The sequence below is a fragment of the Geodermatophilus sp. SYSU D00705 genome (assembly GCF_054050135.1).
In genome coordinates this window covers 38,560-57,648 of sequence record NZ_JBJGYT010000010.1, presented here as the reverse complement: position 1 = coordinate 57,648, position 19,089 = coordinate 38,560, and the positions used below count along the sequence as shown (strand labels likewise).

19 protein-coding genes are annotated in these 19,089 nt (G+C 76.8%); 9 read left to right on the top strand and 10 right to left on the bottom strand.

What is annotated here, in order from left to right; all coding sequences use genetic code 11:
• Positions 1-9 precede the first annotated feature (9 nt).
• Entirely contained in the window at positions 10-282 is a 273-nt protein-coding gene (locus tag ACI78Q_RS10395; RefSeq protein ID WP_456923266.1) for a hypothetical protein, read from the bottom strand.
• Positions 283-485: 203 nt separating this feature from the next.
• Here ACI78Q_RS10395 and ACI78Q_RS10390 point away from each other — a divergent pair, with 203 nt between their 5' ends.
• From ACI78Q_RS10390 to ACI78Q_RS10380, 3 genes are all read left to right on the top strand, one after another.
• Positions 486-1,031 (top strand): hypothetical protein, encoded by a 546-nt coding sequence (locus ACI78Q_RS10390; protein ID WP_456923265.1) that lies wholly within the window; start codon positions 486-488, stop codon positions 1,029-1,031.
• Complete coding sequence (locus tag ACI78Q_RS10385; RefSeq protein WP_456923264.1) at positions 1,028-2,059, top strand: M23 family metallopeptidase; 1,032 nt, start codon at positions 1,028-1,030, stop codon at positions 2,057-2,059. Before ACI78Q_RS10390 ends, ACI78Q_RS10385 begins: the two co-directional genes overlap by 4 nt.
• 61 nt (positions 2,060-2,120) lie before the next feature.
• A complete protein-coding gene (locus ACI78Q_RS10380; protein ID WP_456923263.1) occupies positions 2,121-3,218 on the top strand; it encodes a spore photoproduct lyase family protein in 1,098 nt (365 codons plus the stop codon).
• A gap of 79 nt (positions 3,219-3,297) precedes the next feature.
• On the opposite strand, the gene ACI78Q_RS10375 is transcribed toward ACI78Q_RS10380, so the two are convergent.
• Together ACI78Q_RS10375 and ACI78Q_RS10370 are read right to left on the bottom strand one after the other, a co-directional pair.
• Positions 3,298-3,978, bottom strand: a complete 681-nt coding sequence (locus ACI78Q_RS10375) for a DUF6766 family protein (RefSeq protein WP_456923262.1) — start codon at positions 3,976-3,978, stop codon at positions 3,298-3,300.
• A gap of 85 nt (positions 3,979-4,063) precedes the next feature.
• Positions 4,064-4,462 carry a hypothetical protein gene (locus ACI78Q_RS10370; RefSeq protein ID WP_456923261.1) on the bottom strand — a complete coding sequence of 133 codons (399 nt, stop codon included), beginning with the start codon at positions 4,460-4,462 and terminating at the stop codon, positions 4,064-4,066.
• Positions 4,463-4,603: 141 nt separating this feature from the next.
• On the opposite strand from ACI78Q_RS10370, the gene ACI78Q_RS10365 reads away from it, so the two are divergent.
• Positions 4,604-6,106 (top strand): phytoene desaturase family protein, encoded by a 1,503-nt coding sequence (locus ACI78Q_RS10365; protein ID WP_456923260.1) that lies wholly within the window; start codon positions 4,604-4,606, stop codon positions 6,104-6,106.
• 40 nt (positions 6,107-6,146) lie between these two features.
• Here the strand turns inward: ACI78Q_RS10365 and ACI78Q_RS10360 are convergent, their stop codons facing one another.
• The 5 genes from ACI78Q_RS10360 to ACI78Q_RS10340 all read right to left on the bottom strand — a co-directional run bounded on the left by ACI78Q_RS10360 (position 6,147) and on the right by ACI78Q_RS10340 (position 11,234).
• The gene (locus ACI78Q_RS10360) at positions 6,147-6,929 is read right to left on the bottom strand and encodes a DUF899 family protein (protein ID WP_456923259.1); all 783 of its coding nucleotides are present in this window, start codon (positions 6,927-6,929) and stop codon (positions 6,147-6,149) included.
• A 321-nt stretch (positions 6,930-7,250) separates the two neighbouring features.
• Positions 7,251-8,765, bottom strand: coding sequence for a hypothetical protein (locus tag ACI78Q_RS10355; protein ID WP_456923258.1), 1,515 nt, complete (start codon positions 8,763-8,765; stop codon positions 7,251-7,253).
• Entirely contained in the window at positions 8,765-10,276 is a 1,512-nt protein-coding gene (locus ACI78Q_RS10350; RefSeq protein WP_456923256.1) for a leucyl aminopeptidase family protein, read from the bottom strand. Before ACI78Q_RS10350 ends, ACI78Q_RS10355 begins: the two co-directional genes overlap by 1 nt.
• Before the next feature lie 89 nt (positions 10,277-10,365).
• On the bottom strand, positions 10,366-10,533 hold the full coding sequence (locus ACI78Q_RS10345) for a DUF3117 domain-containing protein (RefSeq protein WP_012947303.1): 168 nt from the start codon (positions 10,531-10,533) through the stop codon (positions 10,366-10,368).
• 152 nt (positions 10,534-10,685) lie between these two features.
• Entirely contained in the window at positions 10,686-11,234 is a 549-nt protein-coding gene (locus ACI78Q_RS10340) for a DNA-3-methyladenine glycosylase I (protein ID WP_456923255.1), read from the bottom strand.
• Positions 11,235-11,280: 46 nt separating this feature from the next.
• Here ACI78Q_RS10340 and ACI78Q_RS10335 point away from each other — a divergent pair, with 46 nt between their 5' ends.
• Entirely contained in the window at positions 11,281-12,786 is a 1,506-nt protein-coding gene (locus ACI78Q_RS10335; RefSeq protein WP_456923254.1) for a glycosyltransferase family 39 protein, read from the top strand.
• Positions 12,787-12,800: 14 nt separating this feature from the next.
• On the opposite strand, the gene ACI78Q_RS10330 is transcribed toward ACI78Q_RS10335, so the two are convergent.
• Positions 12,801-14,324: a carboxylesterase/lipase family protein gene (locus ACI78Q_RS10330; protein ID WP_456923253.1), complete on the bottom strand. Its 1,524-nt coding sequence runs from the start codon at positions 14,322-14,324 to the stop codon at positions 12,801-12,803.
• Between the two features lie 16 nt (positions 14,325-14,340).
• Positions 14,341-15,246: a DMT family transporter gene (locus ACI78Q_RS10325; protein WP_456923252.1), complete on the bottom strand. Its 906-nt coding sequence runs from the start codon at positions 15,244-15,246 to the stop codon at positions 14,341-14,343.
• Between the two features lie 157 nt (positions 15,247-15,403).
• Here ACI78Q_RS10325 and ACI78Q_RS10320 point away from each other — a divergent pair, with 157 nt between their 5' ends.
• The 4 genes from ACI78Q_RS10320 to ACI78Q_RS10305 are packed head-to-tail and all read left to right on the top strand — an operon-like array spanning position 15,404 to position 19,086.
• Positions 15,404-17,536 (top strand): hypothetical protein, encoded by a 2,133-nt coding sequence (locus tag ACI78Q_RS10320; protein WP_456923251.1) that lies wholly within the window; start codon positions 15,404-15,406, stop codon positions 17,534-17,536.
• Between the two features lie 40 nt (positions 17,537-17,576).
• A complete protein-coding gene (locus tag ACI78Q_RS10315; RefSeq protein WP_456923250.1) occupies positions 17,577-18,026 on the top strand; it encodes a DUF2243 domain-containing protein in 450 nt (149 codons plus the stop codon).
• Entirely contained in the window at positions 18,023-18,814 is a 792-nt protein-coding gene (locus ACI78Q_RS10310; RefSeq protein WP_456923249.1) for a cytochrome c oxidase assembly protein, read from the top strand. The genes ACI78Q_RS10315 and ACI78Q_RS10310 overlap by 4 nt, the downstream gene beginning before the upstream one ends.
• Positions 18,754-19,086 carry a hypothetical protein gene (locus ACI78Q_RS10305; RefSeq protein ID WP_456923248.1) on the top strand — a complete coding sequence of 111 codons (333 nt, stop codon included), beginning with the start codon at positions 18,754-18,756 and terminating at the stop codon, positions 19,084-19,086. Before ACI78Q_RS10310 ends, ACI78Q_RS10305 begins: the two co-directional genes overlap by 61 nt.
• Positions 19,087-19,089 lie beyond the last annotated feature (3 nt).

Sequence of the window (19,089 nt, the reverse complement as noted above, 5' to 3'; positions counted from 1 at the left end):
CGCTCGTGTTCAGACCAGCGCCGCGACGAGCCCGGACGCCGACCCCGCGAGGACCGCGCCGCCCAGGACGTAGGCCAGGCTCACGGCGTGCTCGGCACCCTCACCGCGCCGGTGGGCCAGCGCCATGCGCGCCCCGACCAGCAGCACCCCGACGACGCAGACGGCGAGCACCGTCCACGCGACCCACTGGACGATCGTCACGATGCCCTCGGAGCCGGGCGGGGCCACGCCCTGGCCGGGGTCCACCACGGCGAGCGCGACGGGCGAGGAGAGCAGGCTCATCGGGGTCCGTCCTCAGGATCGAGAGGGCATCGGTCGTCGTCCTCCACGGTGGATCGACCGTGGAGGAGCGGCAATGCCCGACATTGGGGGTGCCGCAGCTGTCCCCCGTCCGGCTGTACTCCTCGGTGCACCGGTGTGGCGGGGGTCCCGCCGGGGTTGACGGGAGGGTCACGGGCATGCGCAGCTCGCGACGAGGTCTCGCTGTGGCCACCGTGCTGGCCGCCGCGCTCGGGCTCGCCGGCTGCAGCGACGCCCCGGCAGCGGACGAGCCGCAGCCGCAGGCCACCCCCGAACCCACCGTCGTGGCCGGCGACGCCGACGCGCTGCTGCCCCCCGCACCCCCCGCCCCCACCGACGACGACGCCTCCCGGTCCGCCGCCCTCGACGCCGCGAGCGCCGCGGTCACCGCCTTCGCCCGGCCGACGCTCGACCCCGCGCAGTGGTGGGCCGAGCTGCAGCCCCTGCTCAGCCCCGCCGCGGCGACCGCCTACGACGGCACCGACCCCGCGGCGGTGCCGGCGTCGGCCGTCACCGGCCCCCCGCAGCCCACCCCGGCGGTGAGCGCGTACCTGTCCACCGTGCTCGTCCCGACCGACGCCGGCGAGTACGCCGTCCTCCTCGTCCGCGAGGGTGACGGCGCCCCGTGGCTGGTCGAGCGGATCACCCCGGTCGAGTCGGCCGGCGCGTCACCCGGGGCCGTGACCCCGCCCGGGGCCGACGCCCTGCCCGCACCGGGGACGACGCCGTGAGGCGGACCGCCGTCGCGGCCGTGCTCGCCCCGGTGGTCGTCGCCGGCGGCCTGCTGACCGCGGCGCTGGTGACGGAGGCCGACCGCCAGGCCGGCGCCTGCGCCCCCGGTGGGGCGCCGGTGAGCGTCACCGGCATCCCGGACGGGTCGGTCGCCGGCTGGGCGGACACCCAGCTGGTCAACGCGGCGCTGATCATGGAGGCGGGCGAGGCGCTCGGCGTCAGCGCCCGCGGCCAGGTCATCGGCGTGATGACGGCCATGGGCGAGTCCTCGCTGACCGTCGTCGACCACGGCGACGCCGTCGGGCCGGACAGCCGCGGGCTGTTCCAGCAGCGTGCCAACGGCGCCTGGGGCAGCTACGAGGACCGGATGGACCCCACCACCTCGGCCACCAACTTCTACCGGGCCCTGCTCCAGGTCGACGGCTGGGAGACCCTCCCGCCGACGCTCGCCGCCCACCGGACCCAGCGCAACGCCGACCCGTACCACTACGCCCGCTGGTGGGACGACGCCCTGGAGGTGGCCACCGCGCTGTCCGAGACCACCGTGACCGGCGTGGCCCCGGGCACCGGCTCGGTGCCCTGCACCAGCACCGGCCCACTGCTGCGCGCCGTCAGCGGCGACTGGACCTCGCCCACCAGCGGACCTCTCACCAGCGGCTTCGGCCAGCGCGAGAGCCCGACCGGCGGCGGCGTCCGGCTGCACGCGGGGCTGGACCTCGCCCCGGGCTGCGACGCCCCGATCGTCGCCGCGGCGGCCGGCGTCGTCGTCCGCGCGGGGGTCTCCGACGGGTACGGCAACCTGGTCGTCGTCGACCACGGCAACGGGGTGGTCACCCGGTACGCCCACATGGAGGACGACGACCTGCTCGTGGTGGTCGGCCAGCCCGTGGCCGCGGGCCAGCAGGTCGCGCGGGTCGGCACGAAGGGCGACTCGACGGGCTGCCACCTGCACTTCGAGGTGCTGGTGGACGGCGTCCCGACCGACCCGGTGGCCTTCCTCGCCGAGCGGGGGCTCCCCCTCGCCTGACTGTGGGCCGCAGCGCACCGGCGCCCGGAACAGCGGGTCGCCCGGGACTGCTGGACACGGTGTGGGAGCCGAGCCGACCCCGACCGCCGTCCACCCCGACCTCGCCCGGCTGCTGCCGGTGCGCGAGATCCACGCCGAGCCCGCCGCCCTCGCCTCCCCGCGTGGCCGCGAGGTGCTCGCCCGCTTCCAGGACGCCGAGGTCGTCGAGGTGGCCTCGCACTGGCAGATCCCGGAGCTGCACGGCAACGCCGGCAACGTCGAGCGCTGGGTGCGGGTGAAGTCCGAGACGCTGGTGATGGGCGTCAAGAAGTCGCTGTCGGCCCGTCCGAACGGCCGTTCGGCCAACTGGATCGCCCCCTCGACCGCGAACGGCTGCGCGATGGCGTGCGCGTACTGCTACGTCCCGCGGCGCAAGGGCTACGCCAACCCGATCACCGTCTTCACCAACATCGAGCAGATCACCGGGTACCTGCGCCGGCACGTGGCCCGGCAGGGCGCGAAGCCGGAGCCCGACGAGTGCGACCCGGTCAGCTGGGTCTACGACATCGGCGAGAACAGCGACTGCTCGGTCGACGCGCTGGTCAGCGACAACGTCGCCGACCTGGTCGCCACGTTCCGCGACCTACCGACGGCGAAGGCCTCGTTCGCCACCAAGTACGTCAACCGGCAGCTGCTCGACCTGGACCCGCGGGGACGCACCCGCATCCGGTTCTCGCTGATGCCCGAGCCGGACGCCAAGGTGCTCGACGTGCGCACCAGCCGGGTGGCCGAGCGCATCGCCGCGGTCGACGACTTCGTCGAGGCCGGCTACGAGGTGCACCTCAACCTCTCCCCGGTCGTCCTGCGCGAGGGGTGGGAGGCCGACTGGACCGAGCTGCTGCAGCGGCTGGACGGCGAGCTCTCGCCGGCGGCCAAGGCGCAGGCCGCCGCCGAGGTGATCATGCTGACCCACAACCGCGAGCTGCACGAGGTCAACCTCGGGTGGCACCCGAAGGCCGAGGAGCTCCTCTGGCGGCCGGACCTGCAGCAGCCCAAGCGCAGCCAGAACGGCCAGTGGAACGTGCGCTACCGCAACGACGTCAAGCGCGCCGGCCTGGAGCGCCTCCGGGGGCTGATCGCCGCCGCGGCGCCCTGGCTGCAGGTGCGGTACGCCTTCTGACCGCGGACCCCGTGCGCCCAGCGCTCGCAGGCTCGCGCCGGGCCCCTGCACGAGGCCGCACAGACGTCGGCAACCTCGCTCAGCCGGTCTGACCGGTGTCCGCGTGGGCGGTGCCCACCGGCTTGGACTCCGGCGACCCCCGCTGGCGCAGGTAGACCGAGAAGATCGCCATCGAGCCGACGGCCAGCATCTCCGACTGCCAGTTCTGGAACGACCGGTTCCAGAAGTCGGCCTCCCCGAGGTAGCCGACCCAGCCGACCGGGTCCTCCTTGTCCGCCAGCTGCTCGGAGTTGTAGGCCGACCAGCCGGCGATCGAGGAGGCTGCCCAGGTCAGCAGGAACAGCGCCCCCATGAGCAGGCCCAGCGAGCGGGAGAACACCGTCGTCCGCCAGCCGCCGGCGCGCGCCCAGGCCGGCGACTCCTCGTCGGCGTGCCGGCCCACCTTCTGCTCCTCGTCGGACTCGGGCCCCTCCTGCCCCGGCTCCTTGGACTCGGTCGACCCGCGCTGGATGAGCCACACGGTGGCGAACACGTAGAGGAAGAACTGCAGGTACTCCGACTGCCAGTTCTCCATGACGTCGACCCCGAAGGACGACGAGGTGACGTAGTCCAGGAAGGAGACGGTGGGCAGCCCGTCGGTGACCTGCTGGGCGTTGAAGTCGGCGGTCCCCGAGATCGCCTGGCCGACCAGGGTGACCAGGAAGAGGGCGCCGAAGACGAGGCTGAGCGCGTTGGCACGCAGCGGCCCGTACCGGCTCATCGCCCCATCAACCCCAGCGCCGTGACGTAGACGATGCCGGCCAGCAGCACGACCAGGTAGACGGTGAAGACCGCCCGGACACTCCTCACGGCCCCTCCACCTCACAGTCGTAGGGCGCGTCGGCGCGGGGTTCGCACGCGGCGGCGACCACCTTCCAGCCGGCGACGGTCTCGGCGAGGAAGACGGTGTCGCCGCCGAGCAGGACCTGGGCGTTGCCGCCCCAGACCTCCACCGACTCCACTCCGCCGCCCGGCAGCGGGATCTGCTCGATCGCGTCGGCGCACGGCGAGGACTCCTCGGACTCGAGCGCCGCCAACGTGGCAGGGGCGAGCAACGCGCACCGCTGCGCGGGGTCGCCGGCCGGGTCCTCGAACGCGGCGGCGACCTCCCCGACGTCCTCCTCCTGCAGGTCCGCGCACCCGGCCAGCACCGCGACGGCCGCCAGCGCGCCCCCGGCCAGGTACCTCCTCGTCGAGGTCCTCACGTGCCCTCCCGCTCGTCCCCCTCACGTCCCGGCGGTGCTGGCCGGGTGCATCGCCTACCCCACCGGGGACAGCGGGCAAACGATCTTCATCCGGCCGGGGGAACGGGGAGTTGCGGGGCGGGCCGCGGTTACCGTGGCCGCGTGGCGCGGGTGGTGGTCGTCGGCGCCGGGATGGGTGGCCTCGCGGCGGCGGCCCGGCTGGCGGCCCTGGGGCACGGCGTGACCGTGCTGGAGCAGGCGCCGGACGTCGGCGGCAAGCTCGGCTGGTCCGCACGCGACGGCCACGGCTTCGACACCGGGCCGAGCCTGGTCACCCTCCCCCAGGTCTACCGCGACCTGTTCGACGCGACCGGTGGGCCGCTGGACGAGGCGGTCGACCTGGTCCGCCTCGACCCCGCCGTCACCTACCGGTTCGCCGACGGCACCCGGCTGGCCGTGCCCGGCCGCCGCGAGGAGGTCCCGGACGCCGTCGACGCCGCGCTGGGCCCGGGGACCGGCGCCCAGTGGGCCGCGCTGATGGACCGGGCCGAGGCGATGTGGCGGGTGACCGAGCGGCCGTTCCTGCGCTCGCCGCTGGCCGGTGCCGCCACCCTGGCGCGGCTGGCCCGCAGCGCCTCCGACGTCGCCACCGTGGCGCCGTGGCAGTCGCTGCGCGGCCTGGGGACGGCGCACCTGCGTGACCCGCGGCTGCGGACCCTGCTCGACCGGTACGCCACCTACTCCGGTTCGGACCCACGGCGGGCACCGGCGGTGCTGGCCACCGTCCCGTACGTGGAGCAGGCGTTCGGCTCCTGGTACGTGCGGGGCGGGCTGCGCCGGCTGGCCGAGGCGGTCGCGGCACGGGCGGTCGAGCGGGGCGCCGTCGTCCGCACCGGCAGCTCGGTCGAGCGGCTGCTGGTGGCCGGCGGGCGGGTGTCCGGGGTGCGGCTCACCGGCGGCGAGGTGCTGCCGGCCGACGTGGTGGTCTCCGGCGCGGACGCCGCCGTGCTCTACGCCGACCTGCTGCCGGCGTCCCGCGCGACGCGGCGGGTGCGCCGGGACCTCGCGCGCAGCACGCCCTCGCTGTCGGGCTTCGTGCTGCTGCTGGCGCTGCGCGGACGGACCCCGCGGCCGGCCCACCACACCGTGCTGTTCCCCGCCGACTACGACGCCGAGTTCGACGCGGTCTTCGGCACCGGCCGGCACCGTGGCGCCCCGCAGCCGGTCGAGGACCCGACCGTCTACGTCAGCGCGCCCGACGACCCGGCGACCCGGCCCGACGACGACAGCGAGTCGTGGTTCGTGCTGGTCAACGCCCCCCGGCACGATCCCGCCGGCGGGGTCGACTGGGACACCCCCGGGCTGGCCGACCGGTACGCCGCCCGTGTGCTGGAGGTGATGGCCCGGCGGGGCCTCGACGTCCGCGACCGGGTGCGCTGGTGCGTCGTCCGGACGCCTGCGGACCTCGAGCGGGACACCCGCAGCGCCGGCGGCTCGATCTACGGGACGTCGAGCAACGGGGCGAGGGCGGCGTTCCTGCGCCCCGCCAACGCCGCGCCCGTGCCGGGACTGTTCCTGGTGGGCGGGTCGGCGCACCCCGGCGGCGGGCTGCCGCTCGTGGCGCTGTCGGCCGAGATCGTCGCGGGCCTGGTCGGACCGGCCTGAGCTCGCACCCGGGATGGCCGAGGGGCCCCTGCCGCGGGCGTCAGTGGTGGGGGCCGTGCCGGCCGAGGGTCTGCTCCGGCGTCGCGCCGGGGCGGGTCCACTGCGGCGCAGGGCGGCTGGTCGGGCCCCAGGTGGGGTTGCCGCCGGCGTCCGAGCGCCAGTACCAGCACGCGTGGCGCCCCTCGGGCCACCCCTCGGGCTTGTCCTCCCACGTCTCGCCGCGGCCGTAGGGCGTCATGTCGAGCAGGCCGAGGGACCCGTCGGCCGGCTCGTTGCCACGGCCCGTCGTGGAGTAGGTGAGGAACACGCGGTCGCCGTCGCGCAGGTAGCACTCGATGTGCCCCTCCTCCGTGGCGATCCGCGCCTCCACACCGCGCACCGAGTACCAGGGCTGGGTGTAGCCCATGAACGCGACGTAGTCGGCCACCTCGCCCCACCGGCCCGACGTCAGGACGGCGAAGGACACGCCGCGGGCGTGGAGGTAGACGGTGTCCCTCATCTGCCAGATGTTGAAGGTGCAGCCCTCGCACTGCCCCTGGTGCGGCGCGCCGTCGTACCACATCGAGTGGTAGACCACGAGCTCGTCGCGGCCCTGGAACAGGTCGCGGAACGGAACCGCGCCGTCGGGTCCGACGACCTCGGCCGTCCCGTCGACCTCCACCATCGGCAACCGGCGGCGGGCCGCGGCGATGGCGTCGCCCTCGCGGGTGTGGGCCTTCTCGCGGACCAGGAGCTCGTCCCGGGCGACCTGCCAGGTGGCCCGGTCGACGACGGGCGGGCGGCCGGGCAGCGCGGTGGTCGGGTCGGTCGGCGTGGTGGTCATGGTGAGCTCCGTGGTGTCTCGGGCCGGGAAGCGTCGTCCGACCTCCTACGGCGGTCACCAGTTCGGACTCGCGGCCCGGCCGGAACTCATCGCGGCAGGGACGCTCTCGGCCCAGCCCCTCACGGGCCGCGTCGGGCCGGCGAGCCGACCGACGCGGTCCCCACTCGCCCTCCTGCTCGAACTCAGGGCGCGGAGTCGCGAGTCAGCTTCGGCAACGGCCGAGCCACTCGCCCCCGCCGGTGCGCTGAACGACGATGGGAGACGCCACCGACCGCCGCGCACACGGCATCGACGTGGCCGCACTCGGCGGACGGCCGGGCGTCAGCCGCGGGCGGCGCCGTACCCGAGCAGGGCGGCCAGGCCGAGTGCGCTGCGAGGTGCGTAGGCGCTGCGCCACAGCCCGCCGTGCGCGGCGGCGTGTGCCTCGTCCTGCCACGGGTGCTCGTGTGCCGGGCCCCCGCCGGTGTGCAGGTCGTGCACCAGCAGGGCGGCCATGAGCACGTTCGAGGTGGCCGGCTCGAACACCTCGACGCCGAACCGGTGCGCTCCGGCGTAGGCCGCGGCGAGGGCGCGGTTCTTCACGACCGAGCGGGTCCGGGTCGGCGGCGCCACGTTCATCGAGACCGTGCGCCCCGCCGCCCGCGCGGTCGTCGCCCGCCACCGCTGCAGCCGCTTGGCCAGCGCGTAGTTGGGACCCTGCTGCGCCACCAGGCTGTCGGCGATGCCGGGGTCGCTGCCGGGCACGTAGGCCCGCTGCAGCAGCCGCCCGGCCGAGAGCGTCCGCAGCGGGCGGCCGAGGAGCTTGCCCGTCCGCGACCGCGCCGCGTACGCCCGCACCGACTGCTCGACCGCCTCGGCCGGGACGGCGAAGACGTCGGTCGGCGTGGCGAGGAACGCCAGCGCGAGGTCGTCGCGGGCCGCGGACAGCCGCACCGTCAGCGCGTCGACCGCCACCGAGACCCGCACGTTGGTCGCGCCGTCGGCGTAGACGTAGTTGCCGAGCACCAGGCGGCCGGGCAGCGCGGCCACCCAGTCGGCGACGGCCGGCACCTCGGCGATGAGGTCGGCACCGGCCACGGCGGCGACGCCCCCGGCCGCGGCGACGTCCCCGGTCCCGGCCACGTCCCCGGTCCCGGCCACGTCCCCGGCGTCGCGCACCGGCACCAGGAGCGTGCCGGCGCCGCGGCGGGCGGTGTCGAGCACCCGCTCCCACAGGGGCGCGCGCGGCAGGTCGACCCCGGCCACCCGGACGCCCCAGCGCAGCAGGGCGGGCAGCGGCCCCATCTCCGCGCCGGCGCCCAGCACGACCACGGTGGTGCCGGGCAGCGCCAGCCACTCCGGGTGGGCGGCGACGGTGCGGACCGCCTCGGCGCACGAGGGCTCCACCACCCCCGCCTCGACCCACGCGTCCAGCCGGCGCAGCAGGGCGTCGCCGCGCAGCCGCCCGCCGTGGAAGGGCAGGGACAGCTCCCGCTCCGGCTCCGCGGTGCCCCGCACCTCGGCCGTGGCCAGCACCCGCCCGGCCGGCGCGGTGGCCAGGACGTCGAGCCCCGCCTCACCGCCCCCGCCGGCGACCCGCATCCGCGTGTGCAGGGCGGTCAGCCCGGCGTCGGCGACGTCCCGCGCCGCCTGCGGCGTGGCCAGCCCCGCCTCCACCAGCCGGCGGAAGTGGGTGATGTACCCGGCCCGCCAGTTGGTCTCGCGCTCCGCGGCGCCGGCCCCGGTCGGGTCGACCGGGCGCAGCGCGTCGGCGACGACGGCCCGCCCGAGCGCCGCGGTGCTGCGCCGGCCGTCGGGGCCGGCCGGGAAGACGACGCCGCTCTCCTCGCCGGCCATCAGCCGGCGGTCATGGGGGCGTCGGCCGGCGCACCGGCCTCCAGCCAGCGCAGCAGCGTGCGCGCCCCGAAGCCGGTGCCGCCCTTCACCACCTCGGCGTCGTCGGCCGCGGCGCGGGCCGGCCCGGCGACGTCCAGGTGCGCCCACGGCAGGTCACCGGCGAACGGCCGGAGGAACAGCGCGGCGGTGGTGCCCCCGGGGTTGCCGGGCGCGTTGTTGGCGTCGGCGACCGCGCTCTCCAGCAGGTCGGCGTGCTCCTCGGCCAGCGGCATGCGCCAGACCGGCTCGCCGGCGTGACCGGCGGCGGTGCGCAGCGCGTCGGCGAGGCCGTCGGTGGTGGCGTACAGGCCGGCGGTGCGGGTGCCGAGCGCGACCTTCATCGCCCCGGTCAGCGTGGCGACGTCGACCAGCACGGTGGCGCCCAGGTGCAGCCGGGCGTGGGCCAGCCCGTCGGCGAGCACCATGCGGCCCTCGGCGTCGGTGTTGAGCACCTCCGTCGTGCGGCCCCCGACGTGCCGGACGACGTCGGCCGGCCGGTACGAGGAGCCGGAGACGGCGTTCTCCGCGGCCGGGACGACGGCGGTGACCGCGACCGGCAGCCGCAGCCGGGCGGCGGCGTCGACCGCGGCGAGGACGGCGGCGCCGCCGGCCATGTCGGTCTTCATCTCGCGCATGCCGGCGTTGGGCTTGATCGAGATGCCGCCGGTGTCGAAGGTGATGCCCTTGCCGACGAGCACGGGGTGCGCGGCGCCCGCGCCCGGCGGGCGGTAGGACGCCACGATCACGCACGGCGGCGTGGCCGAGCCGCCGCCGACGGCGAGCACCCCGCCGAAGCCGCCGGCCCGCAGGTCGTCGACGTCGAGGACGTGCACGGTGACGTGGTCGAGGCCGGCCAGCCGCTCCCCCGCCTCGGCGGCGAGCCACGCCGGGTTCTTGGTGTTGCTGGGGGTGTTGACCAGGTCGCGGGCCCAGGCGACGGCCCGGGCGGCGGCCTCACCCGCGCGGGCGGCGGCAGTGACGGCGGGGTCGCCGGCGTCGGTGGCCACGACGGTGACCGTGGCCAGCCGCGACGGGTGCGGCTTGGAGGTCTCCCGGAAGCGGTACCCGGCCAGCAGCACGGTCTCGACGGCGGCGCGCACCTCCTCCGCACCGGCGGGCGCGGCGGCGTCGTCCACCGGCAGCACCAGCCGGCGGGCGCCGTGCTCGGCGAGGGTCTGGGCCCGTCGGACGGCGACGCCCACGCCGCGGCGCAGGTCGGGCAGGGTGGCGTCGCCGACCCCCACCGCGACGACGCTGCGCGGGCGCCGGCCCGGGATCGGCACGTTGGTGACGACCCCCGGCCCGCCGGTGTTGCCCGTGTCGCGCAGGGCGCCGGCGACCAGGTCGGCGTCGACCGGCGCACCCGGCGCGGTCAGCCACGACGGCAGCGCGGTGCCCGACCCGACCGGCACGGCCAGGACGTCGTCCTCGCCGAGGGCGGGGAGGGTGGTGGCGAGCTCGATCCGCGGCAACGGCGCGGCCCCGGTCGCCGGCGTGCTGCCGGCGGCCGGGGCCGTGTCGTCCTGCGCGGTGCTGCCCGGGGGCAGGTGCGCTGCGGTGTTCAGCTGGTCGCGCCCTTCAGTGCCTCGGACAGCGCTGCCGCCTCGTCCGGCGACAGCTCGACGACCAGGCGACCGCCGCCTTCGAGCGGTACGCGCATGACCAGGCCGCGCCCCTCCTTGGTGACTTCCAGGGGACCTTCACCCGTGCGCGGCTTCATGGCCGCCATGCGTGCCTCCTTCATCGGCCACCCGCGAGCCTGGTGAGCTGCGGTGCGGCTGCTCGTCGATGCTGTGAGCTCTACCGTCCATGATCCCGTATCCGGCGCTCAGGACCAACACGAGGCCCCCTCGTGGCCGTGTCCCCGCCCACCGGGCCCCCTCAGGGAGCAGCGCGGAAGCAGTCGGCGACGTGGTCGTCGACCATGCCGGTCGCCTGCATGAGGGCGTAGGCGGTGGTCGGGCCGACGAAGACGAAACCCCGGCGTTTGAGCTCCTTGGCCATCGCGGTCGACTCCGGGCTCGTGGCCGGGACGTCGGCCAGCGTGGCCGGGCGGGCCCGCGGGCCGGCCGGCGCGAACGACCACAGCAACGCGTCGAGCCCCTCGGGGACCTGCTGCGCCGCCCGGGCGTTCGTGATCGCGGCCCGGATCTTGGCCCGGTTGCGGACGATGCCGGCGTCGGCCATCAGCCGGGCCTCGTCGTCCTCGGTGAACTCCGCGACGGCGTCGACGGCGAACCCGGCGAAGGCCGCCCGGAACGCCGGCCGCTTGCGCAGGATGGTGATCCACGACAGCCCCGACTGGAACGCCTCCAGGCACAGCCGCTCGAAGAGGGCGTCGTCCCCGTGCAGCGGCGTGCCCCACTCCTCGTCGTGGTAGGCGACGTACTCCGGGGTGCTCTCGCCCCATGCGCAACGGATGAGCTCCACGGCGCGGAACGCTAACCGCAGGCACCGACAGCCCTACGGTCGTCCGGTGGCCGCGCCGGTGACCCTCCCCTCCCCGGTCGCACCCCGGCCCGCCGTGGCCCGGGCGCCGCTGGCCGCGCTGGCCGCCGGCGTCGCGCTCCTGCTCCTCGCGGTCTCCGGCCGGTACGGGTACCACCGCGACGAGCTGTACTTCCTGCGCGCCGGGCGCGAGGCGGCGTTCGGGTACGTCGACCAGCCCCCGCTCACCCCGCTGCTGGCCGCCGCCGTCGACGCGCTGGCGCCCGGGTCGCTGGTGGCGCTGCGGGTGCCGTCGGCCCTGGCCGCCGGGCTGGTCGTGGTGCTGACCGGGCTGCTCGCGCGGGAGTTCGGCGGCGGGCGCGCCGCCCAGCTCCTGGCCGCCGCCGCGATCGGCGTCTCCGCGTTCCTGCTGGCGGTCGGCCACCTGCTGTCGACCTCGACGGTCGATCTGCTGGCCTGGGCGGCACTGTCCTGGCTGCTGGTGCGGGCGCTGCGCGACGGGGGCGCGGTCTGGGCGACCGCGGGTGCGGTCGCCGGGGTGGCGCTGCAGAACAAGGTGCAGCCGGCGTTCCTCGTGGCCGCCGTCCTGCTCGGGGTCCTGGTCGCCGGGCCGCGCGCGGTGTTCCGGTCGCCCTGGCCGTGGCTGGGCGGCGCGCTGGCGCTGCTGCTGTGGTCGCCCAACCTGGTGTGGCAGGCGGCCAACGGCTGGCCGCAGCTGGCGCTGGCCGAGGCGATCGCCGCCGGCAGCTCGGGCACCAGCGAGCCGTGGTACCTCTTCCTGCCCTTCCAACTGGTGCTGGTCAGCCCGCTGCTGGTGCCCGTCTGGGTCGCCGGCTGGGTGCGCCTGGCCCGCGACCCGGGGCTGCGCCCGTGGCGGGCGTTCGCGGTGGCCTACGTCGTCCTCGCGGGGGTGTTCCTGCTGACCGGAGGCAAGCCGTACTACCTGGCCGGCCTCTACCCGGTGCTGCTGGCCGCCGGCGCCGAACCGGTGCTGGCATGGGTCCGGCGCGGGGCCGGCCGGCTGCGGGGTCGGCTGGTCGCGGCCGCGCTGGTGCTCAGCCTGGCCGTCGACGCGCTGCTGATGCTGCCGCTGCTCCCCCTCGGCGCGCTGGCCGGCAGCCCGGTGCCGGCGGTCAACTACGACGCCGGGGAGACCGTCGGCTGGCCGGCGTTCGCGGCGGCCGTCGAGCGGGCCCGGGAACGGCTGCCGGCCGGCGAGACGGTCGCCGTCCTCACCCGCAACTACGGCGAGGCCGGCGCCGTCGACCGCTTCGCGCCCGGCCTGTCCCCCGCGTACAGCGGGCACAACGCCTACTGGTCGTGGGGCCCGCCCGGGGACGAGGTGACCGCGGTCGTGGCCGTCGGCTTCCCGGAGGAGCAGCTGCGCCGCTGGTTCGCCCGGGTCGAGCTCGCCGGGCGGGTGGACAACGGCGTGGGCCTGGACAACGACGAGCAGGGCGTGCCGGTCCGCATCGCCACCGACCGAATGGTGCCCTGGTCGCAGATCTGGCCGCAGCTGCGCCGGCTCGGCTGAGAACGGGGACCGCCTCAGCCCTCCAGGTCCAGCACCCCGATCGGGACTTCGGCCCACAGCTGCCGGGAGGCCTGCTCGGGGTACCGGCGCACCCCGCCGCGCTCGCCGGCGTCGAACACCCGGGTCAGCTGCTGCCGGTCGTCGTGGGCGGCCCAGCCGGGGTCGCCGTCGCGGGCGAACGCGGTCCACGCCGCCTGCAGCTGCGCGGAGACCTCGGCCGCCTCCGGAGGGGCCGTGGGGCCCAGCAGCTGCAGGGCCAGCCCCTGGTCGAGGACGCCGAACACCAGCGGGACGTCGAGCGCGTGGCAGGCGCCCAGGACGCCGCCCGCCGCCGGAGCCGGCCAGGTGAGCTCGTAGAGGTGGCTGCGCCCGCCGCCGGCGGTCTGCGCGCGGGCCAGCTGCAGGCTCGGCACGCGGAACATGCGGTCGGAGCGGGCCAGCACGTACAGCTCCTCGGCACCGGCCCCCGGGAACGCCGCCCGCATCCTACCCGGGGCGTCCGGGCCGGGCCCGAACACGGCCATCGCCTCGTCGGCCATCTCGTCGGTCACCCGCCCGGCCAGCCCGTCGAGGGCGAGGAACAGCCGCCACTCGTCCCGGTTGTGCCCGACCACCAGCGGGACGTCGCGGCCGGCGCCGGCGGCCAGCCCGGTCCACGGATCGGTGGGCAGCACCTCGCCGTCCACCACCGGGGAGTACGGCGTGGGCGTGTGCGAGACCAGGCCCCAGCGGTCGAGGGAGGACATCCGCCGGTCCAGCGCGGACAGCGCCGCCACGAGGTCGGCGGGCGGGACGTCGGCGAGCGCGGCGGCCGACGGGGCCAGCCCGAGCGGCGCGGTGAGCTCGGCGCTCACGTCGCGGGCCAGGGCGGAGGAGAGGTAGGTCCCCGGCACGCTCTGCGCGATCGCCTGCGCGAACAGGCCCTCGGCGGCCGGCACGACCAGCAGGGCGGCGATCGCCCCGGCGCCGGCGGACTCGCCGAAGACGGTCACCCGCGCGGGGTCGCCGCCGAACGCGGCGATCTCCTCCTGCACCCAGCGGAGGGTGGCCACGACGTCGAGCAGGGCCCGGTTGGCCGGCGCGCCCTCCAGCTCGGCGTAGCCCTCGACCCCCACCCGGTGGTTGGCGGTGACCACGACGGCCCCCGAGCGGGCCAGCGCGGCGCCGTCGTACCCCGGCTCGGCGGAGCTGCCCATCCGGTACGCCCCGCCGTACACCCAGACCAGCACCGGCAGCCCGGTCGCGCCCGGGTCCGGCGTCCAGACGTTGAGGGTCAGCCAGTCGTCCGGGTCGTGCCGCACGGGCCCGGAGGCGGCGGGGGCCGGCGGCGGCGGGCCCATCCACGCCTGGGGCGGCGGGGGCCCGAAGACGTCGGCCTCCCGGACGCCGTCCCACGGCTGCGCCGGGCGCGGTGCCTGGAACCGCAGCGGGCCGACCGGGGGTGCGGCGAACGGGATGCCGCGGAACACCGCGGTCCCGCGCTCGGTCCGGCCACGGACGGCGCCCGCGCGGGTGCGGACGACCGGCTGTTCGGTCATGCGGTTCCTCCGGGGGTCAGGGGACGGCGGCGTCGACGTCGGACAGCTCGCTCCGGTCACGGCGCACGGGACCGCGGCGGGTGGCGAGCACGCAGCCCAGCACGATGACCGGCAGCCCGAGGGCGAGGCCGAGGGTGAACGGCTCGTCGAGCAGCAGCACGCCCAGCAGGACCGCCACCGCCGGGTTGAGGAAGGTGATGACCAGCGCGCGCTGCGGACCGACCTCGCGGATCAGTGCGAAGAACAGCGCGAGGGCGACCGCGGTGCACAGCACGCCGAGGGCGGCCACCGACAGCAGGGCGTCGGCGGGCGCCTGCACCACGTCGTCCAGCTGCGGCGCGGCGAAGGGCGCGTAGACGACGGCGGTGACGGTGAGCGCGATCGCGCTGGCCGCCACCCCGGGGACGTCGGGCAGCTCGCGGCTGACGATCAGCGGTGCGGTGGCGTAGCCGACCACCACCAGCGCCACCGCCAGCAGCGGCAGCAGCGCCAGGCCCTCGACGTCCAGGCCGAGCAGGACGGCGATGCCGACGACGCCCAGGCCCATCCCGGCCAGCCGCACCGGCGTCAGCCGCTCCTCCTCCCCCGCCAGCCGGCCCGCGAGCGCGGCGACGAACGGCACGCCGGCGACCAGCAGCCCGGTCAGCGAGCTCGACAGCGTCTGCTCGGCGTAGGACAGCAGCAGCCAGGGACCGGTCATCTCCAGCACGGTGAACGCCAGCAGCGGCCGCCAGCGCCGCAGCGCCGGGCGCACCTGGCCGCGGGCGATCGTCCAGGGCAGCAGGAGCGCCGCGCCGAGCACGCAGCGGGCGAACACCACGACCACCGGGGAGAGCTCGCCGACCGCCACCTTGATCAGCAGGTACGGCACGCCCCAGATGAGCGACATCGCCAGGAACAGCGCCCAGCCCCGCCGGCTCACGCCGGCACCTCCCGGCTCCCCGTCACACGCACCGGCCCATCCTGGCCCACGCACGGGTCCCCACCCACGCGGACATCCGGAACGGATCTGTCTTGTGGCGCGCCGAGCGGCTCCGGGACCCTGGCGGCACCCCGTCCCGCCCACGCGAGGGGTGCACATGGACGCGACGGTCACCGGGCCCTCGAGCCGGGACGCCGACGCGGCGGCACCGCACCGGATCCGGCTGATCACCGTGCACGGCATCGGCGGGCAGGAGGCCGGCGGGACGGCGGCACGGTGGGCCGACGCCCTGATCCGCTTCGCCGAGGCCGCGGAGCACCGGGTCACCGTGCTGAGCGCGGACCTGCGGCGGGACCCCTGCATCCGTGTCCGGCTCGACCCGCCCGTCCGGCCCGGTCTCCCCCACCCACCCACCACCGAGGTGACCGTGGTGGAGGCCCACTGGGCCGACGCGTTCGCCGAGCCGTCGCTGAGCCGGGTCCTGCGCTTCCTCGCCACGATCGCGCCGACGCTGGCCGTGACCCAGTCGATCCTGGTCCTGCGGCAGCGCACGGGGCTCTGGCCGCAGCACGCCGCCGGCGGGTTCGTGCCGGCGGCCGGCCGCGTCGCCACCCTGGTCCTGCCGCTGGCCGCGGGGATCGTCGCGCTCGGCGTCGCGGCACCGGTGCTCGCCGTCGTCCTGCTGGCGGCCGCCGTCGTGGCGCTCGTCCCCGTCCCGACGGTCCGGAAGGCGCTCGGCCGCGGGCTCGGGTGGATGAGCACCACCATCGGCGACGCCTACCTGTTCGTCGCCGACCCGGTCAGCCGCGCCGCCATGGAGAGCAGGCTGGAGGCTCGCCTCACCGAGAAGGCCGCGCAGGGAGACCCCGGGACGACCGTCGTGCTGGCCCACTCGCAGGGCGCCGCGGTCGCCTACCGGACCCTGAGCCGCATGCCGCCCGAGCGGCGACCACCCCACCTGGTCACCGTCGGGTCCGGCCTCGGCCGGCTGGACGACGTGAGCCTGCTCCGGCGCTTCCCCCGGTACCTGACGCCGCTGTACCTGCTCATCGTGGTCACCGGCGCGTGGGCCGTCCGGCGGTGGGACTCCTGGTCGTGGCTGCTCCTGGCGGTCTCCGTGGCGCTGACCGCGGTGGTCTGGTGGCGCTGCCTGGTCGCGCTGGACCGGCTGACCGCCGGCCCCCTCGAGGGCCTCGACGGCGTGGCGTGGCTGGACATCCAGGCGGTCTTCGACCCGGTGCCCAACGGTCCGGCGGCGCTGGAGGGCGGCGGGGAGTACCGGTACGTGCGGGTGGCGGGCGAGCAGTCGGTCGTGCGCGACCACGTCCGGTACGAGCGCGACTTCGCCCGGACCCTTCCCCTGCTCGCCGGCCGGCTGGGCATGGGCCGCCCGGCGGGTCCCGGCGGCCCGGGCACCGGTGCGCGTGCGGCGCCGACGGCCCCGGGCACGGACGACGGCCGGCCGCCCCTCGCGCTGCGGGACTGGGTCGGGCTGGGGCTGCGCCTCCTCCCGCCCGTGGCCGCCGTGGTCGCCGCGGTGCAGACCGACCTGTTCGTGCTGGGGCTGTGGGCCGGGGTGGCCGGGCCGGACCCGCTGGACTCCCTCATCGGCCTGGTCATGGTCCCGCTGGGGTGGATCGCCGGCCTGCTGGCGGCCACGTGGCCCCACTCGCCGGCGCCCGAGACGATGCTCGGCGTCCTGCTCCTGGCGCTGCTGGGCCTGGCCGGTGCCGACCTCACGCGGCGGGTCCTGACCTGGCTCCGGGACCGGGAGACCCGCCGGTGGTTGCGCGGGGGCGGGCTGCTCGGCGAGGACGGTGGCCGGTGGCGGCCGTGGCGCTGGGTGGTGGCGTTCGTGCCGGTCGTGCTCGTCGCGGCCGCCGTCCCGGCCCTGCTGCTCTGGCGGGCCGAGGGGCCGCCGTGGACACCGCAGGAGGCCGTCGACGCCTACCTCACCGCCGTCGCCGACGGGAACGCCGGCGCTCTCTGCGCGGTCACCACGGGCACCATCGAGCAGCTGGGCCGGTCGGACGCGGCGTGCGCGCGCAGCGGGTTCCCCGGGGTCCACCGGTCCTGCGCCGACGCCCGCGAGGCGGTGGGCGAGCTGCCCTCCGGTGCGGTGTCCCTGTCCGGGACGGGGGGCGAGCGCACGGTGACGGTGACGTGGGTGCCGGAGCCCTGGCCCACCTGCTCCGCCACGGTCCCCGAGCCGGTCCCCGTGCCGGCCCGCGTCGTGCGCGCCGGCGACGCGTGGCTGGTGAGCGCCGTCGGCGGGCCGCCGGGGTCCTGACGCCCCGTTTCCGGCCCCTCCCCCGGGGCACCGCTCGGCCGTGACCGATGCCCGCGTCGTGCCCGGCCGCCGCCTGCTCGTCTCCGGGCTGCTGCTGGGCGCCGGCCTCATGGGGGCGGTCGACGAGATCGTCTTCCACCAGCTGCTGCACTGGCACCACTTCTACGACCGGGCCGGTGGCGCCGCCGGCCTCGTCTCCGACGGGGTGCTGCACGCGGCCACCCTCTCGGCCGTGGTCGCCGGGCTGGCGCTGCTGGCCGACGTCCGGCGCCGCGGGACGTTCGACCGGCTGCGCTGGTGGGCGGCGGTGCTGCTGGGCGCCGGCGCCTTCCAGCTGTGGGACGGCGTGGTCGACCACAAGCTGCTGCGGGTGCACCAGGTGCGCTACGGCGTCGACCTCGCCGCGTACGACGCCGCGTGGATCGGCGGCGCCGTCGTGCTGCTGGCCGCCGGCACCCTGCTGGGGCTGCGCGCCCGCCGCCGGCCGTGACCGCGCTCGCCGTCCTCGTCGCCGCCACGCTGTACGTCGCGGCGACCTGGCGGTGCGGGGCGCCGTGGTCCCTGGTGCGGACGGCGTGCTGGCTGGCGGGCCTGGTCGCGGTCGGTGCGGGCTGGGCGCTGGCCGGCGCGCACGGCGACCTGCGGACGCACATGGCCGGCCACCTGCTGCTCGGCATGGTCGGGCCGCTGCTGCTGGTGCTGGCCGCACCGGTGACCCTGGCGCTGCGGGTCCTTCCGGTGGACACGGCGCGGCGGCTGGCCCGGGTGCTGCGGACACCGCCGGTCCGCTGGGCGAGCGACCCGCTGGTCGCCGTCCCCCTCAACGCCGCGGGCCTGTGGGCGCTGTACGGCACGGGCCTGCACACGGCGACCGTGCACCGCCCGGGGCTCGGCGCGCTGATCTCCCTGCACGTGCTGGTCAGCGGGTACCTGGCCACCGCGGCGGTGCTGGCCGTGGACCCGGCACCGCACCGGCGCGGGGTGGGCGTGCGGGCCGCTGCGCTGGCGGCCGGCATGGCGGCGCACGACGTCCTCGCGAAGGCCCTCTACGCCGGCCCGCCGGCCGGGGTCGTGGCCGCGCAGGAGGGCGCGCGGCTGATGTACGACGGCGGCACGGTCGTCTCGCTGCTCACCGCCGCGGTGCTCTGGCGACGCTGGTACGTCAGCCGCGCCGCCGTCCGCCCCGCAGCCGCCGCGGCTGCCCGACCATGGGGGGCGTGGACGCCCCGGACCGCTTCGCCGCGCTCGTCGACGCCCTCGCCGCCGAGCCCGGCGTGACCCCGCCGGACGGCGACGGCGGGCGCCGGTTCGGCTCGGACACCCTGCGCGCGGGCGGGGCGGTCTTCGCGATGGTCACCGGGGACGCGGTGGTGCTGAAGCTGCCCGCCGACCGGGTGGCCGCGCTGCTGGCCGACGGCGGCGGACGCCCGTTCGGCGCCGGGAAGGGCCGGCCCTACCGCGAGTGGGTCGCCCTCCCGGACGGGGAACCGGCGAGCGACCTCGTGCTGGCCCGCGAGGCGCTGGCGTTCGTCCGCTCCCGCCGGGGCTGAGAG